Below are 15,566 nucleotides of genomic sequence, written 5' to 3'. Positions count from 1 at the left end.
GGCGTTTTGTGAAATAGTAATTTTTTGAAAGTATTATCTGAAAAACAGATAGATCTGTGAAGGGCCTGCCGCGATGAGCATCACATTGAAACAGCTCGATTATTTCATAGCAACCGCCGAAAGCGGACAGGTCAGCCATGCCGCAGTCGATCTCAGCATCTCCCAATCGGCGATTACGGCGGCGATCAAATCTCTCGAACTCGAGCTTGGCGTGCGTCTTTTCGAGCGCACCCATGCCGGCGTGCGCCTGACGCTGGAAGGCGCACGTTTCCTCGAACATGCGCGCGTCATTACCGGCGCGGTGGCGGCTGCCGTGCGCAGTCCGCTACGCGAACATGCCGGCCTGTCCGGTCGGCTACGCATCGGCATGACCTATACCGTGACCGGCTATTTCATGTCCAAATATTATGCCCGCTTTCGCAAGACCTATCCGCAGATCCGGGCGGAGATCAAGGAACTGCCGCGCGGCGCGCTGGAGGAGGAACTGGTGCGCGGCGATGTGGATATCGCCCTAATGCTCGTCTCCAATCTCGAAAATACCGAGGAACTGGAGCAGGAAGTGCTGCTGCGGTCCAGCCGCCGCCTGTGGCTTTCCGCCGATCATCACCTTCTGGTGCAAAACGAGATCAGCCTCGCCGATGTCGCGCAGGAAGATTACGTCATGTTGACCGTCGATGAGGCAAGCACCACGGCAGGGCGCTACTGGGATGCGGCGGGTCTTGCACCCCGCGCGGTACTGACCACCAGTTCTGTCGAGGCGGTACGCTCGCTGGTGGCCGCCGGTGTCGGCGTCACGATCCTCTCCGACATGGTCTACCGGCCATGGTCGCTGGAGGGCCAGCGCATCGAACTTCGCCGGTTGACCCAGCCGGTGCCCAGCATGGATGTCGGCCTTGCCTGGGCAAAGGCCCGCCCCATCACCTCGGCTGCGGAAACCTTTCGCGCCTTCATGTCGGTCACCATGGGCGGCGGGGGGTGAGCAGGGCATAGGCGAAAGACGCGACCAATAAGCGGCATCTGGCACGGAAAATGCGTTTCATCAAATATTCATCCGGCCACGGAGTGCCCCCGCATGACAGAACAGGCCTATGCCAGTCTCGATATCCGTCTGATGCGCACGCTTCTCCTGCTTCTGACGGAATGCAGCGTGTCACGTACGGCCGATCTTCTGGGCCAGGCGCAACCCACCGTCAGCCTCACGTTGAAGAAGCTGCGCGACATTTTCCAGGATCCGCTCCTGGTGCGCTCCGGCAGCGTTCTGGTGCCGACCGAGCGAGGGCTTGCCCTGCGCTCGGCCATGAGCGGCATCCTCGGCCAGATCGATGCGACCTTTGCCTCACCCAGTGCCTTTGAACCGGCAACCTCCTCGCGGCAGTTTCGTATCGTGGCCAGCAATTGCCTCGGCACCGTGTTCATGCCGCAGCTGATCGCTGCCATCACCGATGTCGCACCCGGCATCTCACTGGATGCCTCGCCCATTCCCTCGCAGGAGGAATTGCTCTCGGGCCTTTCGGAGGGTCGCATCGATGCGGTGATCGGCAATTGGCCGCATCCACCCGAGCACCTGCGCATCGCGCCGATGCTGACCACCGATATCGTCTGCATGGTGCGCTCCAGCCATCGCTTTGCGCGCCGTACGGACCGCATTCGGCTTGAGGAATATCTGGAGGAAAGCCATCTGTCGCCGACCTCCGAGCGCCATGCCCAGTTCAGCCCAATCGACGGGCGGCTGATCGATCTGGGGCTGAAGCGCAATATCCGGGCAACCGTGCCGGAATATTCGATCGCCCCTTATGTGCTGGCGCGCTCCGATCTCGTCTTCACCACGGGCCGGCACTTTGCCGAGCAGGTGGCGCAGACCTTCCCCTTTGCCGTTCTCGATGCACCGGTGGAACTGGGGCAAATGCATTTTTACATGCTCTGGCATGACCGCAAGCACCATTCACCGGAACAGGCCTGGTTACGGCGGATGATCAAGGGCGCCGCTGCCGACATGCGCGCACTGGAGCGCATGCCGGCCCCGCCGCTTCCGCCGTCACTCCAGCTTCAGCCAGGTTGATACAGCACCACGCCTGCCGCAGTTTGCTGTGCTGCAATATAGTCTATTGCCTCAGCCTAATGGTCGTTTCGCCCTGAACTGCCCACAGTAGCGGCATCGCAACAAAGAACCGGATGGGGCTCCATGAAACGGACAGGTATCACACGGCGCGAAGTGCTGGCGACAATGGCGGCGGGTGCTGCTGCAGGTGTATTTTCGAATGCGGGTGCAGCCCGTGCCGCAGTTTCTGAAATGGTCTGGGCAACCTGGGATTCCAACGGCCATCCGGAATATGTGACAGGCTTCGAGAAGGAGGCCGGCGTCAAGGTCAAGCTTTCCTACCTCTCCAGCGAAGACGCGCAGTTTGCCGCCCTGAAGACCGGGGCCGCCGCCGATTGGGACATGGTCAACCCGTCGCTGAACGGCAGCTGGCGCTATATCAAGGCGGGGCTCTTAAAAGAACTCGACCTTTCCAAGATCCCCAATGCCAGCCTGATGTATGATGTGTTCAAGACCACGCCGAAGGTGATGGACGATGCCGGCAAGACCTTTGCCATCCCTTACCTCTGGGGCCTCAACCCCATCGTCTACCGCAAGGACAAGTTCGACAAGGAGCCGGATTACACAACGCTGTTTGACGCGAAATATTCCGGCCAGCTTGCCATGCGCGACTATGCGCTGGAATCCATCGCGATTGCCGGCCTGGTTCTCGGCGTACCGCGCGACAAGGTCTTCGTGATGGACGCCAAGGAACTGGCAGAAGCCAAGAAGCTGCTGATCACCCAGAAGCCGCTGCTGCGCACCTATTGGCAGACCATCGGCGACCTGACCAACCTGTTTGCCACCGGCGAAGTCTCCTGCGCCTTCTCCTGGCGCGTGCCGTTTGACGAGCTGCAGGGCAAGATGCCGATGGGCATGGCAAAACCCAAGGCCGGTGTGATGGGCTGGTGCGACTGCTTTGCGATGCCGGCCACACTGAGCGCGGAAAAGGCAGAGGTCGGCTACAAATTCATCAATTACCTGCTCGGTCCGACCTATTCCACCGACGTGGCAAAGATCGGCCACTATGCCACGACCTCGTCGGTCATCCGTGACAAGCTTTCCGTCGAGGAACAATCGACCATCTTCATCGACGACATGGACGTGATGAAATCCTTCATGTGGCCGGTCGCACCGCCGAACTATTCCGACTGGCTGAAGATCTGGAATGAAGTCAAGGCGAGCTGAAGCATGACATGCAAAGGTCAGACCGGGCACTCATGCCCGGCCATGGCGCCATCTGTGGACGGGCGCGGCAACCGGCAAGAGCCGGTCCGCTCCCGGATCTGCCGATGAGCGATCAATCCGTTTCCCGCAACCCGGCAACCTCGCCGCTGCTTTTATCGGCGCGCGGTCTCGTCAAATCCTATGGTCGAAACCGCGCCGTCGATGGTGTCGATCTCGATATTCCCGAACGCGCGTTCACCACCTTTCTCGGCCCTTCCGGCTGCGGCAAGACGACGATCCTGCGCATGATCGGCGGGTTCGAGACGCCGGATGCCGGTTCGCTGATCCTGGACGGGCGCTCGCTTGTCGGCGTTCCGCCGGAGCGGCGACCGGTCAACACCGTCTTCCAGAACTATGCACTGTTTCCGCATCTGACCGTGTTTGAAAATGTCGCCTTTTCGCTCACCCTTCGCCGTGGCGCGCAAGATCCCGCCCCGCGCGTCAAGCGGGCGCTGGAAGCGGTCCACATGGGCGAATTCGGCGCGCGCTATCCGCATCAGCTATCCGGCGGCCAGCAGCAGCGCGTGGCCGTTGCCCGCGCCATCATTGCCGAGCCGCATCTGCTGCTGCTTGACGAGCCTCTGTCGGCGCTTGACCGCAAGATGCGCGGCCATCTGCAAATCGAGCTGAAAGACCTGCAACGCCGGCTTGGCATCGCCTTTGTCTATGTCACTCACGATCAGGAAGAGGCTTTCGCGCTGTCGGATGTCGTCGTGGTGATGAACAAGGGCAAGATCGCCCAGAAGGCCGATCCGGTGACCCTTTATGCGCGACCGGCAGATTCGTTCGTGGCCGATTTCATCGGTTCGGCAACGCTGGTGGAAGGCGAAGTACTGGCCTGCACGCCGGGTAACGCCACAATCGCCACACCGCTTGGCACCATTACGGCCCCGGCTATCGAGGGTCTTCAGACCGGCGGGCGCGCAGCCCTTGTGCTGCGCCCGGAACATCTGCAGCTCGATGGGTGCTCCGGCATGATCCTGACGGCGCAGGTAGAGCATGTCGTCTTCAAGGGCGACCGCTATATGATCGAAGCCGGTATTGCCGGTGTCACCCTGCGGCTGATGAGCAACCGGCCACCGGAGCCTGGCACTCTGATCTCCATAGGCTTTGATCCGGTTGCAAGCTTCATCACGAGGATTGCCACATGAGGCTCACCCTCCACCGCGCGCATCTGGCGCTGCCCGTCGCGCTGGTGCTGATCCTCGGCTGCCTCTTGCCGCTGTTGCTGCTGATTGCCTTCAGCGTCTTTACGGTGGACATGGATGCCTTCGAAATGGTGCCCGATTTTTCCCTCGCCAACTGGGCGCAGATGCTGACCAACCCGGTCTTTGCCTTTTTGATCGGCAAGGCGGTTCTGTCCGGCCTTATCACCGCTCTCATCGCCGCTGTTCTTGGCTATCCGCTGGCGCTGTCGATTGCCAATCTGCCGATTGCCTGGAAGGGTATTGCCCAGATCCTCCTGCTGACGCCGCTTTATACCGGTGAAATCGTGCGCATCTATGCCTGGCGTGTCGTGCTGGGCTCGGAAGGCCTGATCAATGCGGTGCTGGAGGGCTTAGGCCTTGTCGATGAACCGGTGAAACTCCTGCTGTTTTCGCCGTTTACCACCCATCTCGTGCTGCTTTACAACACGCTGCCCTTCATGGTTTTACCCATCTGGATCTCGGCGGAACTGATCGACCGGCGGCTGATCGAGGCGGCGCGCGATCTCGGCGCCCGCCCGTTCGAGGCCTTCACCAGGGTCGTCTTTCCGCTCACCATACCGGGGCTCGGTGTCGGGCTTCTCGCCGTCTTTGCCCTGTCTGCCGGTGACATGCTGACGCCCAGCATGCTGGGCGGCACATCCGGTGCAACGCCCATGGCGATGATCGACAACCTGTTCGGCACCGCCTTTGACTGGCCGCTCGCCTCTGTTCTGGCGCTCAGCCTGCTGATCACGCTGTTTGCCACGGCAAGCAGCATCGGCTTTCTGCTGCTTCGCTTCAAAGGTGCGCGGGCTGTGCTGCAGGGAGGTCTCAAATGACGCGCGGCATGACGCTGACATTCACGCTTGCCATCGGCTTCTTCTACCTGCCGATCCTGGTTCTGGCGCTGTTTTCCTTCAATGCATCCAGCCTGATGGCCTTTCCTTTGAGCGGCTTCACGCTGTCCTGGTACGCGGATCTGTTTGGCAATGCGGCCTTTCTCCACGGCTTCCTGACAAGCTTCCTGATTTCGCAGCCGGTCGGCATTCTGGCCGCCCTGATCGGCCTGCTGGCTGCGCTGGCGCTCTCATCGCCACGCCTTGCCTACCGGGGCGTTTTCATCTTTCTCATCGTCCTGCCGTTTCTGGTGCCAAAGACGGTGCTGTCGATTGCGCAGGCCATGTTGATGAACTGGGTTGGGCTTGGCCGTGGGCCCGGCGCGCTGATTGCCGCGCAGACGCTGATTGCCATCCCCTTTGCCACCACCATCATTGCCGCCACCGTCATCCGCCTCGACAAGCGGCTGGAGGATGCGGCGCGTGATCTTGGCGCTACGCCCTGGCAAACATTTCGCCGGGTCGTGCTGCCGCAGCTGAAGGGCGCCATCGGTGCGGCCTATTCCATCGGCGTCATCCTGTCGCTGGCCGATCTCACCATTTCCATGTTTCTCGCCGGCCGCACGCAGCCGCTCTCCCTCATCGTTGCCTCGCAATTTCGCCGCGAGCTGAAGCCGGATCTCAATGCCATGCAGGTGGTGGTGCTTCTGCTGACGGCCCTGATTGTGGTGGCAAGCGAGGTCTATCGGCGAAGCCGCGCCCGGCACCGCAACACTTTTGCAGGACCAGAAGACCATGCTTGACCCTCTTCCCGATGCGCACGAAGCCCTGTTGCGGCTGAAACATGCCGCCCGCGCCGATATGGCAGCACTGGCCTATCCCGCAACACCATGGCTTTCGCCGCTGGCAGACACCGGCACTCCCGTCTGCGACGTGGCAATCGTCGGGGGTGGCCAGTCCGCCATCACCATTGCGGCTGCGCTGCAATGGGATGGTCTGAAGGATGTGCGCCTTTTCGACAGCGCGCCGGCCGGTCGCGAAGGCCCCTGGACGACATTTGCCCGCATGGAGGAATTGCGTACGCCAAAGACGGCGGTCGGCAACGAGTTCAATGTCGCCAATCTCTCGGTGCGCCGCTGGTTCGAAACCCGTTACGGGCTTGATGCCTGGGAGGCGCTGGGGCGCATTCCACGCACGGACTGGAAAGCCTATCTCGACTGGTATGCCGAGGTGTTCGAGCTTGCGATCACCAATGACACGACGGTCACGGATGTCTCGCACGAAGGCGCGCTGATAGCGGTGACCACCGTGCGGCATGGCATCATCGAGCGCCAGTTGGCCCGCGCCGTGGTTCTGGCAACCGGTTTTGATGGCGCCGGTGGCTGGCGCGTGCCGCGCTTCATCTCCGACAATCTGCCGCCGGACCGCTATGACCACACCAATGGCGCGGTGGATTTCAATCGGCTGAAAGGCAAACGCATCGGCATTCTTGGCCATGGCGCTTCCGCCTTCGACAATGCCATTGTCGCACTGAACCACGGTGCGGCCTCAGTCGATCTTTGCTTCCGTCGGGAAAAACTGCCGCGCACCAATCCGCACCGGGCGCTGGAAGCGCCGCCGCTGCTCAGCCAGTTTGCCGAATTGTCCGATGCGACGCGCTGGCAGGTGGCACGGTTCTTCCGAAAGGCAGACCAGCCGCCACCGGTGCGCGCCTTTGAGACGGCGCTTTCGCTTGCCGGCTTTCGCCTGCGGCCGGCCACACCGTGGCTGGACGTCCGCCAGGAACAGGGCGCGATTTCGGTCACAACACCGGATGGCACGCTCACCTTCGATCACCTGCTGCTCGCCACCGGCATGGATGTCGATCTCTCGGCACGCCCCGAACTCTTGACGCTTGCGCCGAAAGTGGCGCTCTGGAGCGAGCGCTTCACGCCGCCAGTTGACGAGGCCGATACGCGGCTTGCGCAACTGCCCTATCTCGATGCCCATTATGCCTTCCTGCCGAAAGATCCGTCAGATGCCTGGGTCAGCCGAGTCTTTGCCTTCAACAGTGCAAGCTTTGTCAGCCACGGTCCGCATTCCACCTCGATCAGCGGCCATCGTTATGCGCTGCCAAAAGTGGTGCGCGGCATCGAGCGGCGTCTTCTGCTCGATCAGGAACAGGGTGTCCTGGCCGGCCTTCAAGGCTTCTCCTCGCAGGATCTGCCGGTCAGCGATGATTTCGAGCAGACCATGCGCGCTCTTCACGGAGCAGAGACCATCCCCGGACTGATGGAAAAAGCATCATGACGGCATCCCTTTATTGGGCAGACCATTCAACGGAAGCCTTTGCCACGCGTGACCTGTCGCAGACAGTGGCGGTGCTGCCGGTGGCTGCAATAGAGCAGCATGGCCCGCATCTGCCGGTGAGCGTCGATGCCGCCATCAATGCCGAAATCATCAGGCGCACGGTTGACCGTCTGACCCCGGATGCCGATGTGCTGTTCCTGCCGCCGATGGTGGTTGGAAAATCCGATGAGCATATCGCTTTTCCCGGCACGCTGGCGCTGTCTGGCGAAACATTGCGGCAGGTCTGGCTGGATCTTGCCCGCAGCGTTCATCGCGCTGGCGTGCGCAAGCTCATCCTGTTCAATTCGCATGGCGGGCAGATGGCCCTGATGGACATCACCTGCCGGGATATCCGCATCGAGCTTGGCATGCTGGCGGTCTCCTGCTCCTGGTTCCGCATTGCCCCGGTGGATGATCTCTTTTCAGCCGAAGAAATCGAGCACGGCATCCATGGCGGTGATATCGAAACGAGCATGATGCTGGCGTTTTCGCCGGAGCGCGTCGCCATGCACAAAGCCGAGGATTTCGTGCCGCTGACGGTTTCGATCGCCAAGGCCGGCAGCATGCTGACGGCAGAAGGGGCTGTCGGCTTTGGCTGGCAGGCGCAGGACCTGCATCCCGCAGGCGTGTGCGGCAATGCCGCGAACGCCACGGCGGACAAGGGCGATATCGTGCTCACACGCGCTGCCGAAGGCCTCAACCGGCTGATCACGGCAACGCAGGCCTTCGACCTTGCGCAACTGGTGCCGCATACGCGTTTTTCAAGCACGGCGTGAGGGGAGGGACCATGCGCAAGACCACTCTGTCTGAAGGAGGATATGCAGGATGAGCAGCACCGAGACCCTTTTGCGCCGGACCTTCGAAATTGCCCGCAATGCCCGCACACATGGCAATATGCCCTTTGGTGCGCTGCTGGCCGGGCCGGATGGTGAAATCCTGCTGGAGATGGAAAACGGCTATTATCCGGATCTCGATGCCACCGGCCATGCCGAAAGACTGCTGGCGACGGAGGCTTCCCGCCGATTCCGCGAACCATTTCTCGCCCAATGCACCATGGTGAGTTCCGCCGAGCCCTGCGCCATGTGCGCCGGCGCCCTGTACTGGACCGGCATCGGTCGCCTTGTCTATGGCCTGTCTGAAAAGCGGCTGAAGGCCATGACCGGCGACCATCCGGACAACCCGACCATGGACATGCCCTGTCGCGCCGTGTTTGCCGCAGGCCAGAAGGCAATTGCCGTCGAAGGCCCGCTTCTGGAAGACGAGGCAGCCGCCGTCCATGTTGAAGCCTGGGCACGGGAGGACCAGCCATGATGGCGCACGCAAAAGCCGCCGAGGTGGAGGCCATCCTTGCCGAAATGCCGGCCTGGGGATCGGAATTTACCCGCACCTTTGCCAATCACGCGCCGATGGTGCTCTGTGCGCTTGCCGAAATCGGCGGCACGCCGATCCAGATGCGTCGGTTTTTCGATCATTACCGCAGTTCCAAGAAGCTTCTGCCCTTTGCCGAGACAGCCATGGCGCTTGACGCTGAGACCTGGCGCACCGTACTGGGCGAGAGGGCGCGTGAACCGGATCTTCGGATCTTCTTTACCGGCGAAGTGGCGCGGCTTGGCATGGACGATGCGCTTCGGCTCTATCTGCCGGAACTGGCACCCGGCGTTGCGGCCAGCGCCTTCCATGCGCTGATGCGCACCGCCTATGGCGTGCTGCGACAGAGTGAAAGCGATACCGCCATCGCTCTTGCCTATTGGGCGGCAACTTTTCTGGCGCTGCCGCCGGCAACCGGTGCTGACCCGGTCACAGACGATCCCGCCGAGGTGCTTTCTCGCGTGACGCTGATTGCCCCCATGCATGATCTGACGCTGCACGATCTTTTGTGGCAGAACATGCGCGATGCCTGCGCGCTGCCCGAATTTGAACCGGTGGTGGACTGGTTGGCGATTGGGCCAGACACGATGGAGAAGATGGCCGGCGTTGCCATCCGCCTGTTTACCGCAACCCAGCATTTTGCCGCCCTGCATGTAGTCACGGGCCTGCACTGGATCCGCCTGCTGGAACCCTTCTGCGACCGGCAGACCTATGACACGCTGTTGCGTGTCTTCTGGCAGGCGATTGCCAGCCTGATGCGCGAACTCGATTTTCCGACCCTGCCGCCGGAAGAGGACATATCCCGCTGGCGCGCGCTTGAAGCGCCGGACTGGCAGAGCATTCATGCGGCTGCCGCGGCAAGCTATGACGAACACGATATCAGCCTAGCCTATTCGGCCAGCGAAGAGATGAAGGTCTATGCCGATCCGCTCTATCGCGTGGCGGCGGCACGGCGCCTTGGCCTCGTCGGAGACTACCGGACATGACAAAACCCATTCCCGTTGCAGATTGCATCATCGAAGCCGGCACCGTTCTGACCGGCATCGGCCCGAATGGCGTGATGGGCATGCGCCATGATGTCGGCATCCGCGTCGAAAAGGGCATGATTGCGCAGATCGGCCCGATGGAGGCCGTTGGCTACGGCAATGATCATCTGCAGCACTTTGGCTCGCGCCGGATGATCGCCATGCCGGGGCTTGTCAATGCGCACCATCATTTCGGCGTCACGCCGCTGATGCAGGGCATTGCCTTTGCGCCGCTGGAACTGTGGCTGCCGCAGTTTCGCGCCATGCGCCGCATCAACCAGCGGCTGGATACGCTCTATTCGGCCATCGAAATGCTGGAAAGTGGCACAACCACCGTACAGCATATCCATAGCGGCTTTGCCGGCGCGCCGGAAAGCTGGATGCAGATGGCAGAGGATACGATCGGCGCCTATGGCGAGATCGGCATGCGCATGGGCTATTGCTTCATGATCCGCGACCGCAATATCCTCTCCTATGAGCCGGATGCCGAAATGCTGGGCCGTCTGCCCGCGCCGCTTCGCGACTGGCTTGCGCCGCAACTGGCAAGTGGTGCCGTGCCGGTGCCCCGGCTGATGGAATTTTACCGGGACATGCGCGCAAAATTCCTGCCCGACAATCCGCAGCATATCCGCATGAACCTTGCGCCCGCAAACCTCCACTGGTGCAGCGACGAGGCCTTGCAGACAATCTTTGAAACAGCCAAGGCCGAAGGCGGCAATGTCCACATGCATCTGCTGGAAACCGAACGGCAGGCGGCCTATTCCCGGCAGACCTATGGCCGAAGCGCCGTACAGCATTTGCAAAAGCTGCAATGCCTGGATGCCAATGTGACGCTCGGACATGGCAACTGGATGAGCCGCGAGGATCTCGACATCATCGCCTCCTGCGGCTGCATGATCTGCCACAATGCCTCCTCGGGCCTGCGGCTCGGCAGCGGCATTGCGCCGGTCAACGAGATGCGAAGGCGTGGCATTCCCGTGGCTCTCGGCATCGACCAGTCAAACATTGCCGATGACCGCGACATGACGCTGGAAATGAAGCTCGTCTGGGCGTTGCACCGGGAAACCAGGCTGTTCAACGAAAGGCCGGATGCCGGTGCCGTGCTACAAATGGCAACAGAACATGGCGCTGCCTCCGTCGGCTTCGGCGGCTTTACCGGGCGGCTGGAGCCCGGCTTTCAGGCCGATATCGTGCTGATGGACAAGGACCGGCTGGCGCGTCCGGCCATCGATCCGCGCACGCCGCCGGTGGAAGCGCTGCTGCATCGCGGCGGGCGCCATGCCATCGAGCAGGTCTTCGTCGGCGGAAGGCTGGTGGTCGATGGCGGGCGCGTCACGACAATCGACCGCGACGCGGTGATGGCGGAGATCGCAAGCACTCTCTCAAGGCCGGATACGCCAGACGAAAGCACGGCGCGCCAGATGGTGGAAAGCCTCATGCCCTATCTGGAGGCAAGCCTGCGCCAGACGGGGTTCGCTGCCGGATACCGAAGCTATCGCTATAATGCGATGGCAGATCAGTGACGCATGGCCAAGAGATAGGCGTCAGGCGGCGAATACACCACATCCGCCCCGCCTTTCCGGCTGATGATAAAGGAACAGCACCGATAGGCCGAGTTTTTCGGCAAGCGGCAGGCCACGCGCCTCGCCCAGAACCATCATTGCCGTTGCCCATGCGTCAGCACTCATGCAATCGCGGGCAATGACGGTGACGGAGGCTGGCGACTGGGCAAGCGGCATTCCAAGGCGCGGGTCCATCGTATGCGACAACCGACGGCCGCCAACATCGATCCAGTGGCGGTAGTCGCCCGAGGTGGCAACAGCTGCATCGCAAAGTTCGATCATGGAATGCGGCGCGCGCGCATCGAATGCCGGAACCTCGACGGCAACGGTCCAGGCCCGTCCATCCGGTTGGGTGCCCAGCGCCCGCAATTCGCCATCGATGGCAAACAGGCCGGCAGTGATGCCGTGCGCGCGCGCCACGTCCGTCAGCCGGTCAACGCCATAGCCCTTGGCGATACCGTTGAGATCAAGGCGCAGATCGGCATGTTTTCGAGCCCGTCCACTCGCCTGATCGATTTCCAAAACATTATGGGCGGGCCTGCGGCTTGCAAGGCGCGCGGCTCTGATGCGTGCCTCATCGGCCGTTTCAGGACCAAAACCCCAGGCGGCAACCGCATCGCCCATGCCGATATCAAAGGCGCCATTTGACGCCGCTCCAATGGCAAGCCCTGCAGCGAGAACACCGAGCAACCGATCCGGCAGCGCGATCCAATCGCCCGGCCTTGCGTCATTCAGGCGGTTGAGATCGCTGTCCGGTTTCCAGCTGGACATCTGCGCATCCACCTCGGTCACCGCCTTCGCCATCGCCGTCTCAACGGGCATGACATCGAAGCCCGCGTCAGCGTGAAACAGCGCCGACCAGCGCGTGCCCATGGTCGGACCATTCAGCGCATGGCGCGTCTTGTCAGTACACATCTTCCGCATAACGGCCCTCCGCCTTCAATGTGGCAAGGCTGAAGCCCTGCGGAGCCAGGCAATCGGCGAGTGCCGCCGCAACGCCGGCGGCCATCTCCCTGCCACCGCAGACGAGGATCTGCCCGCCTTCGGCCATCAGCTTGCAGAGACGTGCGCCATCCTTGCGCAGGATATCCTGCACATAGGCGGGCGTGGCTGTGCGCGAATAGGCGGTGGAAACGGACGACAGATGACCGTCAGCCTGCCAGCGCGACAATTCCTCGGCATAGAGCGCGTCGCTATCCGGGTGGCGGGTGCCGAAGTACAGATGCATGGGCCGCCCCTTGCTATTGGCGCGCGCAAAGCCGGCAAGCGGCCCGATACCGGTGCCAGCGCCGATCAGAACGACCGGGTTGGCGTTCTGTGCCGGGCGAAAGCTTGGGTTGGAGCGCAGGAAACCTGTCATCGTCTCGCCAGGTTCCATGCCCGTCAACTGGCTGGAACAGAGGCCTCCGGCCTGCCGGCGCACGCAGATTTCCAGAAAGCCGTCCGAGCTGCCGGATGCCAGGGAGTAAAAGCGCGGCAGGTCAGAACCCTCAGGGATGATGCCGATCAGGTCTCCGGCTTCAAAGCGCGGAATGCCCATGCCCAGAATGCTTTGGCAAAGCGAGCGCTTCGGCAGGCTGAACCGCAGGATCGCCGTCATGGCCTGCACGTCCGCACCATAGTCACGGCGCGAGATCAGCGTGAATTGCGACGTCTTCGGCGCGGCGCTTTGATGGTTCAGTTCGAAATCGAGGCCGAGCTCTTGCGCCAGATTGTGGCCGAAGCGGCTGAAATCCTGCGGCGACTGGCGGTCTACCGTGTCGAACGGCAGGAGTTGTGCCCAGCCATTTTTGTCCGCAACCTGCGCGATATCTACGGCAAACCCGCAAAAGGCCGGGAAACTGCGATCGCCAAAGCCGAGCACGGCAAGCGACAGGCCGGGTTTTGCCTGAGATCGCTTGAACGCATCGAGAAAGCCATGCGCCACAGTCGGCGCTGCGCCATCGCCATAGGTGGCGGCCAACAGGATGATCCGCTTTGCCTTCGGCCAGCGATCGGCATCAAAGCCTGTCATCGGTGCCACATGCACGCGAAGGTTCTGTGCAGTCAGTGCCGCTTGCAGCGTGGCAGCGAAACCGTATGTCGTGCCGCCTTCGCTGGCAACGAGCAGGATCGTATCGGCATCACCGGCGGGCACGGACGCCGTCTTGACCCTGCGCCGGCCCGCAAGCCAGACGGAGAGCCCGCTCCAGCCAAGCACCGGCACGCCAAGGGCAGACAAGCCCAGCAGCAGGCCAAGCCAGGCAATGCCCTGGCCTGTATGCAGCATGGTGACGAGATGGGAGGCACTGTCGATCCAGCCGGCATCGCTCCAGGCGAGAAGGGCGCCGGTGCCCTGATCGAGATAGCCTTCGCCGGCGGACGTCTTCAGCGTGAAGACATCGGTCGCATCGGTCGATGCCGGAAAGCTCAAGGAGCGCAGGTCATCCATCGGGATGGCTTGCAGCGTGGGAATGGCCGATAGCACCACGCCTGTCTGGCCGCTCACCTGCGATGGAAAGGCAGGTGCCGCACCCCCTTCCGGCAAAAGGCCGAAGGTTCCGGCGGTCATCCAGAGTGCCGTCAAGGACGAGAGGAGGAGGCCGGGCAGGGCAAGCCGCGAGACGACGGCATGCAGCCGGCCCTTGCCCGTGCCGCGCATCGGCTGCAACAGAAACCGCCATCCGCCGGCTCGGCGCGCCAGCAGAAAAAGGCCGGACAGGGACAGAAGCAGCATAATCGCCGCACCGCCTGCGGTCACCAGACGACCCGCATCATCCAGCAGCAACGACCGGTGGAAGATAGTGAGCCAGCGTTGCAGGGCAGAGATATCGGCGCTGCCGGCGGGCTTGCCCGTTGCAGGATCGATCACGGCAGAGGCCGGCTGGTCGGCTTTAAAAAAATAGGCCGTAATGCGCCCTGATGGAGACCGCCGGATCTGCTCCACCGAAGGTTCTGCCGCCTGGACGCGGGCGGCCAGTTGCGCAACGCTGATGGCCTGCCCGGCCGGTCGGGTCAGTGCTTCGGCGGCCGGAAAGACCGACAGAGCCATGCCGCTTAACGCGACGATGGTCAAAAGCACAGCGGCAATCAGCCCGAACCAGCGGTGGAGCGACCGGATCATGAGAGATATCCTTCCGGCTTAACGGGCATAGGTGAAGTCAGCGATATAGCGCGTGCCCTTCACCGTATGGCCGGAACCGGCCGAGGTCAGCGGTACGACGATCTCGTTCGGGCTGTCGCGCATGTCTTCGACGGCGGAATCGATATGCAACTGATAGCCGGCATCAAACAGCGTATCGGCAAGATCGAGCGAGATCTTCAGCGAGCGACCCGCGCCAACGCTGGCACCGGTAATGCCGTTGATCTCGGCGGTATTGCCGGCAGTCGCCCGGTACCAGCCGCTCAGATGCTGGTAATACCGGCTCTTGCCGCCCGCCATCCACAAGCTTCCGGCATATTTACCCGCCGCATCCGTGACGTAATAGGCAAGATAGGCACCATCGCCGCCATAGCTGCTGAGCGTGGTGGTGAACGTAACCTGGGCTGCATTGGCCAAGCCGGGGAGGGTGAGCGCCGTGGTGACAGCAAGCATGGCAAGAAGGGATTTCATTTCATTCTCCTTGAAGGGTAGGCAAGCTTAATTCGTCTGGACGGTTGGTCTGGAACCCGGCGCAAACAAGCCATTGGCGGGCGGACTGGCATTCTGCGGCGGCATGGCGCCACCATGTCTGCCGCCGTGATCATCATCATCGTCGTCGTCATCAGCTTCGGGGGAGGCCTTGTGGTGATCGCCTTTCCGGTGATGCTCGCCATCCGGCCGGTCATACTGCACCTGTTGCACGATGTGCTCCGCACTGGGTTCCAGCGTGTCGAGCGGCATGGCGAGACTGGCAAAGGCGACGAGAAGACCGGTGCCGGCCGTGGCGGCGAGTAGATGTTTGCGGTAGCGCATGCGCATGCCCTCCTGTTCGGGG

At 62.1% G+C, this 15,566-nt stretch carries 15 protein-coding genes; 11 read left to right on the top strand and 4 right to left on the bottom strand.

The window, feature by feature from the left end; translation table 11 throughout:
• Positions 1-73 precede the first annotated feature (73 nt).
• The 11 genes from E8M77_RS11470 to E8M77_RS11420 all read left to right on the top strand — a co-directional run bounded on the left by E8M77_RS11470 (position 74) and on the right by E8M77_RS11420 (position 11,571).
• A complete protein-coding gene (locus E8M77_RS11470; RefSeq protein ID WP_137130772.1) occupies positions 74-979 on the top strand; it encodes a LysR substrate-binding domain-containing protein in 906 nt (301 codons plus the stop codon).
• Positions 980-1,072: 93 nt separating this feature from the next.
• Positions 1,073-2,059, top strand: a complete 987-nt coding sequence (locus E8M77_RS11465) for a LysR substrate-binding domain-containing protein (protein WP_137130771.1) — start codon at positions 1,073-1,075, stop codon at positions 2,057-2,059.
• A 123-nt stretch (positions 2,060-2,182) separates the two neighbouring features.
• Positions 2,183-3,265 carry an extracellular solute-binding protein gene (locus E8M77_RS11460; RefSeq protein WP_246659229.1) on the top strand — a complete coding sequence of 361 codons (1,083 nt, stop codon included), beginning with the start codon at positions 2,183-2,185 and terminating at the stop codon, positions 3,263-3,265.
• Between the two features lie 104 nt (positions 3,266-3,369).
• Complete coding sequence (locus E8M77_RS11455; protein WP_137130770.1) at positions 3,370-4,455, top strand: ABC transporter ATP-binding protein; 1,086 nt, start codon at positions 3,370-3,372, stop codon at positions 4,453-4,455.
• On the top strand, positions 4,452-5,330 hold the full coding sequence (locus tag E8M77_RS11450) for an ABC transporter permease (RefSeq protein WP_137130769.1): 879 nt from the start codon (positions 4,452-4,454) through the stop codon (positions 5,328-5,330). The genes E8M77_RS11455 and E8M77_RS11450 overlap by 4 nt, the downstream gene beginning before the upstream one ends.
• Positions 5,327-6,130: an ABC transporter permease gene (locus E8M77_RS11445; RefSeq protein WP_137130768.1), complete on the top strand. Its 804-nt coding sequence runs from the start codon at positions 5,327-5,329 to the stop codon at positions 6,128-6,130. The genes E8M77_RS11450 and E8M77_RS11445 overlap by 4 nt, the downstream gene beginning before the upstream one ends.
• Positions 6,123-7,616, top strand: coding sequence for an NAD(P)/FAD-dependent oxidoreductase (locus tag E8M77_RS11440; protein WP_137130767.1), 1,494 nt, complete (start codon positions 6,123-6,125; stop codon positions 7,614-7,616). The genes E8M77_RS11445 and E8M77_RS11440 overlap by 8 nt, the downstream gene beginning before the upstream one ends.
• The gene (locus tag E8M77_RS11435) at positions 7,613-8,431 is read left to right on the top strand and encodes a creatininase family protein (RefSeq protein ID WP_137130766.1); all 819 of its coding nucleotides are present in this window, start codon (positions 7,613-7,615) and stop codon (positions 8,429-8,431) included. The genes E8M77_RS11440 and E8M77_RS11435 overlap by 4 nt, the downstream gene beginning before the upstream one ends.
• Before the next feature lie 49 nt (positions 8,432-8,480).
• Entirely contained in the window at positions 8,481-8,966 is a 486-nt protein-coding gene (locus E8M77_RS11430) for a nucleoside deaminase (RefSeq protein WP_137130765.1), read from the top strand.
• On the top strand, positions 8,963-10,009 hold the full coding sequence (locus E8M77_RS11425) for a questin oxidase family protein (RefSeq protein ID WP_246659228.1): 1,047 nt from the start codon (positions 8,963-8,965) through the stop codon (positions 10,007-10,009). The genes E8M77_RS11430 and E8M77_RS11425 overlap by 4 nt, the downstream gene beginning before the upstream one ends.
• Positions 10,006-11,571: an amidohydrolase family protein gene (locus E8M77_RS11420; protein WP_137130764.1), complete on the top strand. Its 1,566-nt coding sequence runs from the start codon at positions 10,006-10,008 to the stop codon at positions 11,569-11,571. Before E8M77_RS11425 ends, E8M77_RS11420 begins: the two co-directional genes overlap by 4 nt.
• A 21-nt stretch (positions 11,572-11,592) precedes the next feature.
• Here the strand turns inward: E8M77_RS11420 and E8M77_RS11415 are convergent, their stop codons facing one another.
• Genes E8M77_RS11415 through E8M77_RS11400 form a run of 4 tightly spaced genes read right to left on the bottom strand, consistent with a single transcriptional unit; the run spans position 11,593 to position 15,544 of the window.
• The gene (locus E8M77_RS11415; RefSeq protein WP_137130763.1) at positions 11,593-12,534 is read right to left on the bottom strand and encodes an FAD:protein FMN transferase; all 942 of its coding nucleotides are present in this window, start codon (positions 12,532-12,534) and stop codon (positions 11,593-11,595) included.
• Positions 12,515-14,713, bottom strand: a complete 2,199-nt coding sequence (locus E8M77_RS11410) for a PepSY domain-containing protein (protein WP_137130762.1) — start codon at positions 14,711-14,713, stop codon at positions 12,515-12,517. Before E8M77_RS11410 ends, E8M77_RS11415 begins: the two co-directional genes overlap by 20 nt.
• A gap of 18 nt (positions 14,714-14,731) precedes the next feature.
• On the bottom strand, positions 14,732-15,202 hold the full coding sequence (locus E8M77_RS11405) for a DUF2271 domain-containing protein (protein ID WP_137130761.1): 471 nt from the start codon (positions 15,200-15,202) through the stop codon (positions 14,732-14,734).
• Between the two features lie 27 nt (positions 15,203-15,229).
• Positions 15,230-15,544 carry a hypothetical protein gene (locus E8M77_RS11400; protein ID WP_137130760.1) on the bottom strand — a complete coding sequence of 105 codons (315 nt, stop codon included), beginning with the start codon at positions 15,542-15,544 and terminating at the stop codon, positions 15,230-15,232.
• Positions 15,545-15,566: the final 22 nt, after the last annotated feature.

It is taken from the genome of Rhizobium sp. FY34 (assembly GCF_005222845.1).
Taxonomy (GTDB): domain Bacteria; phylum Pseudomonadota; class Alphaproteobacteria; order Rhizobiales; family Rhizobiaceae; genus Neorhizobium.
This window is presented reverse-complemented; position numbering and strand designations above follow the sequence as displayed.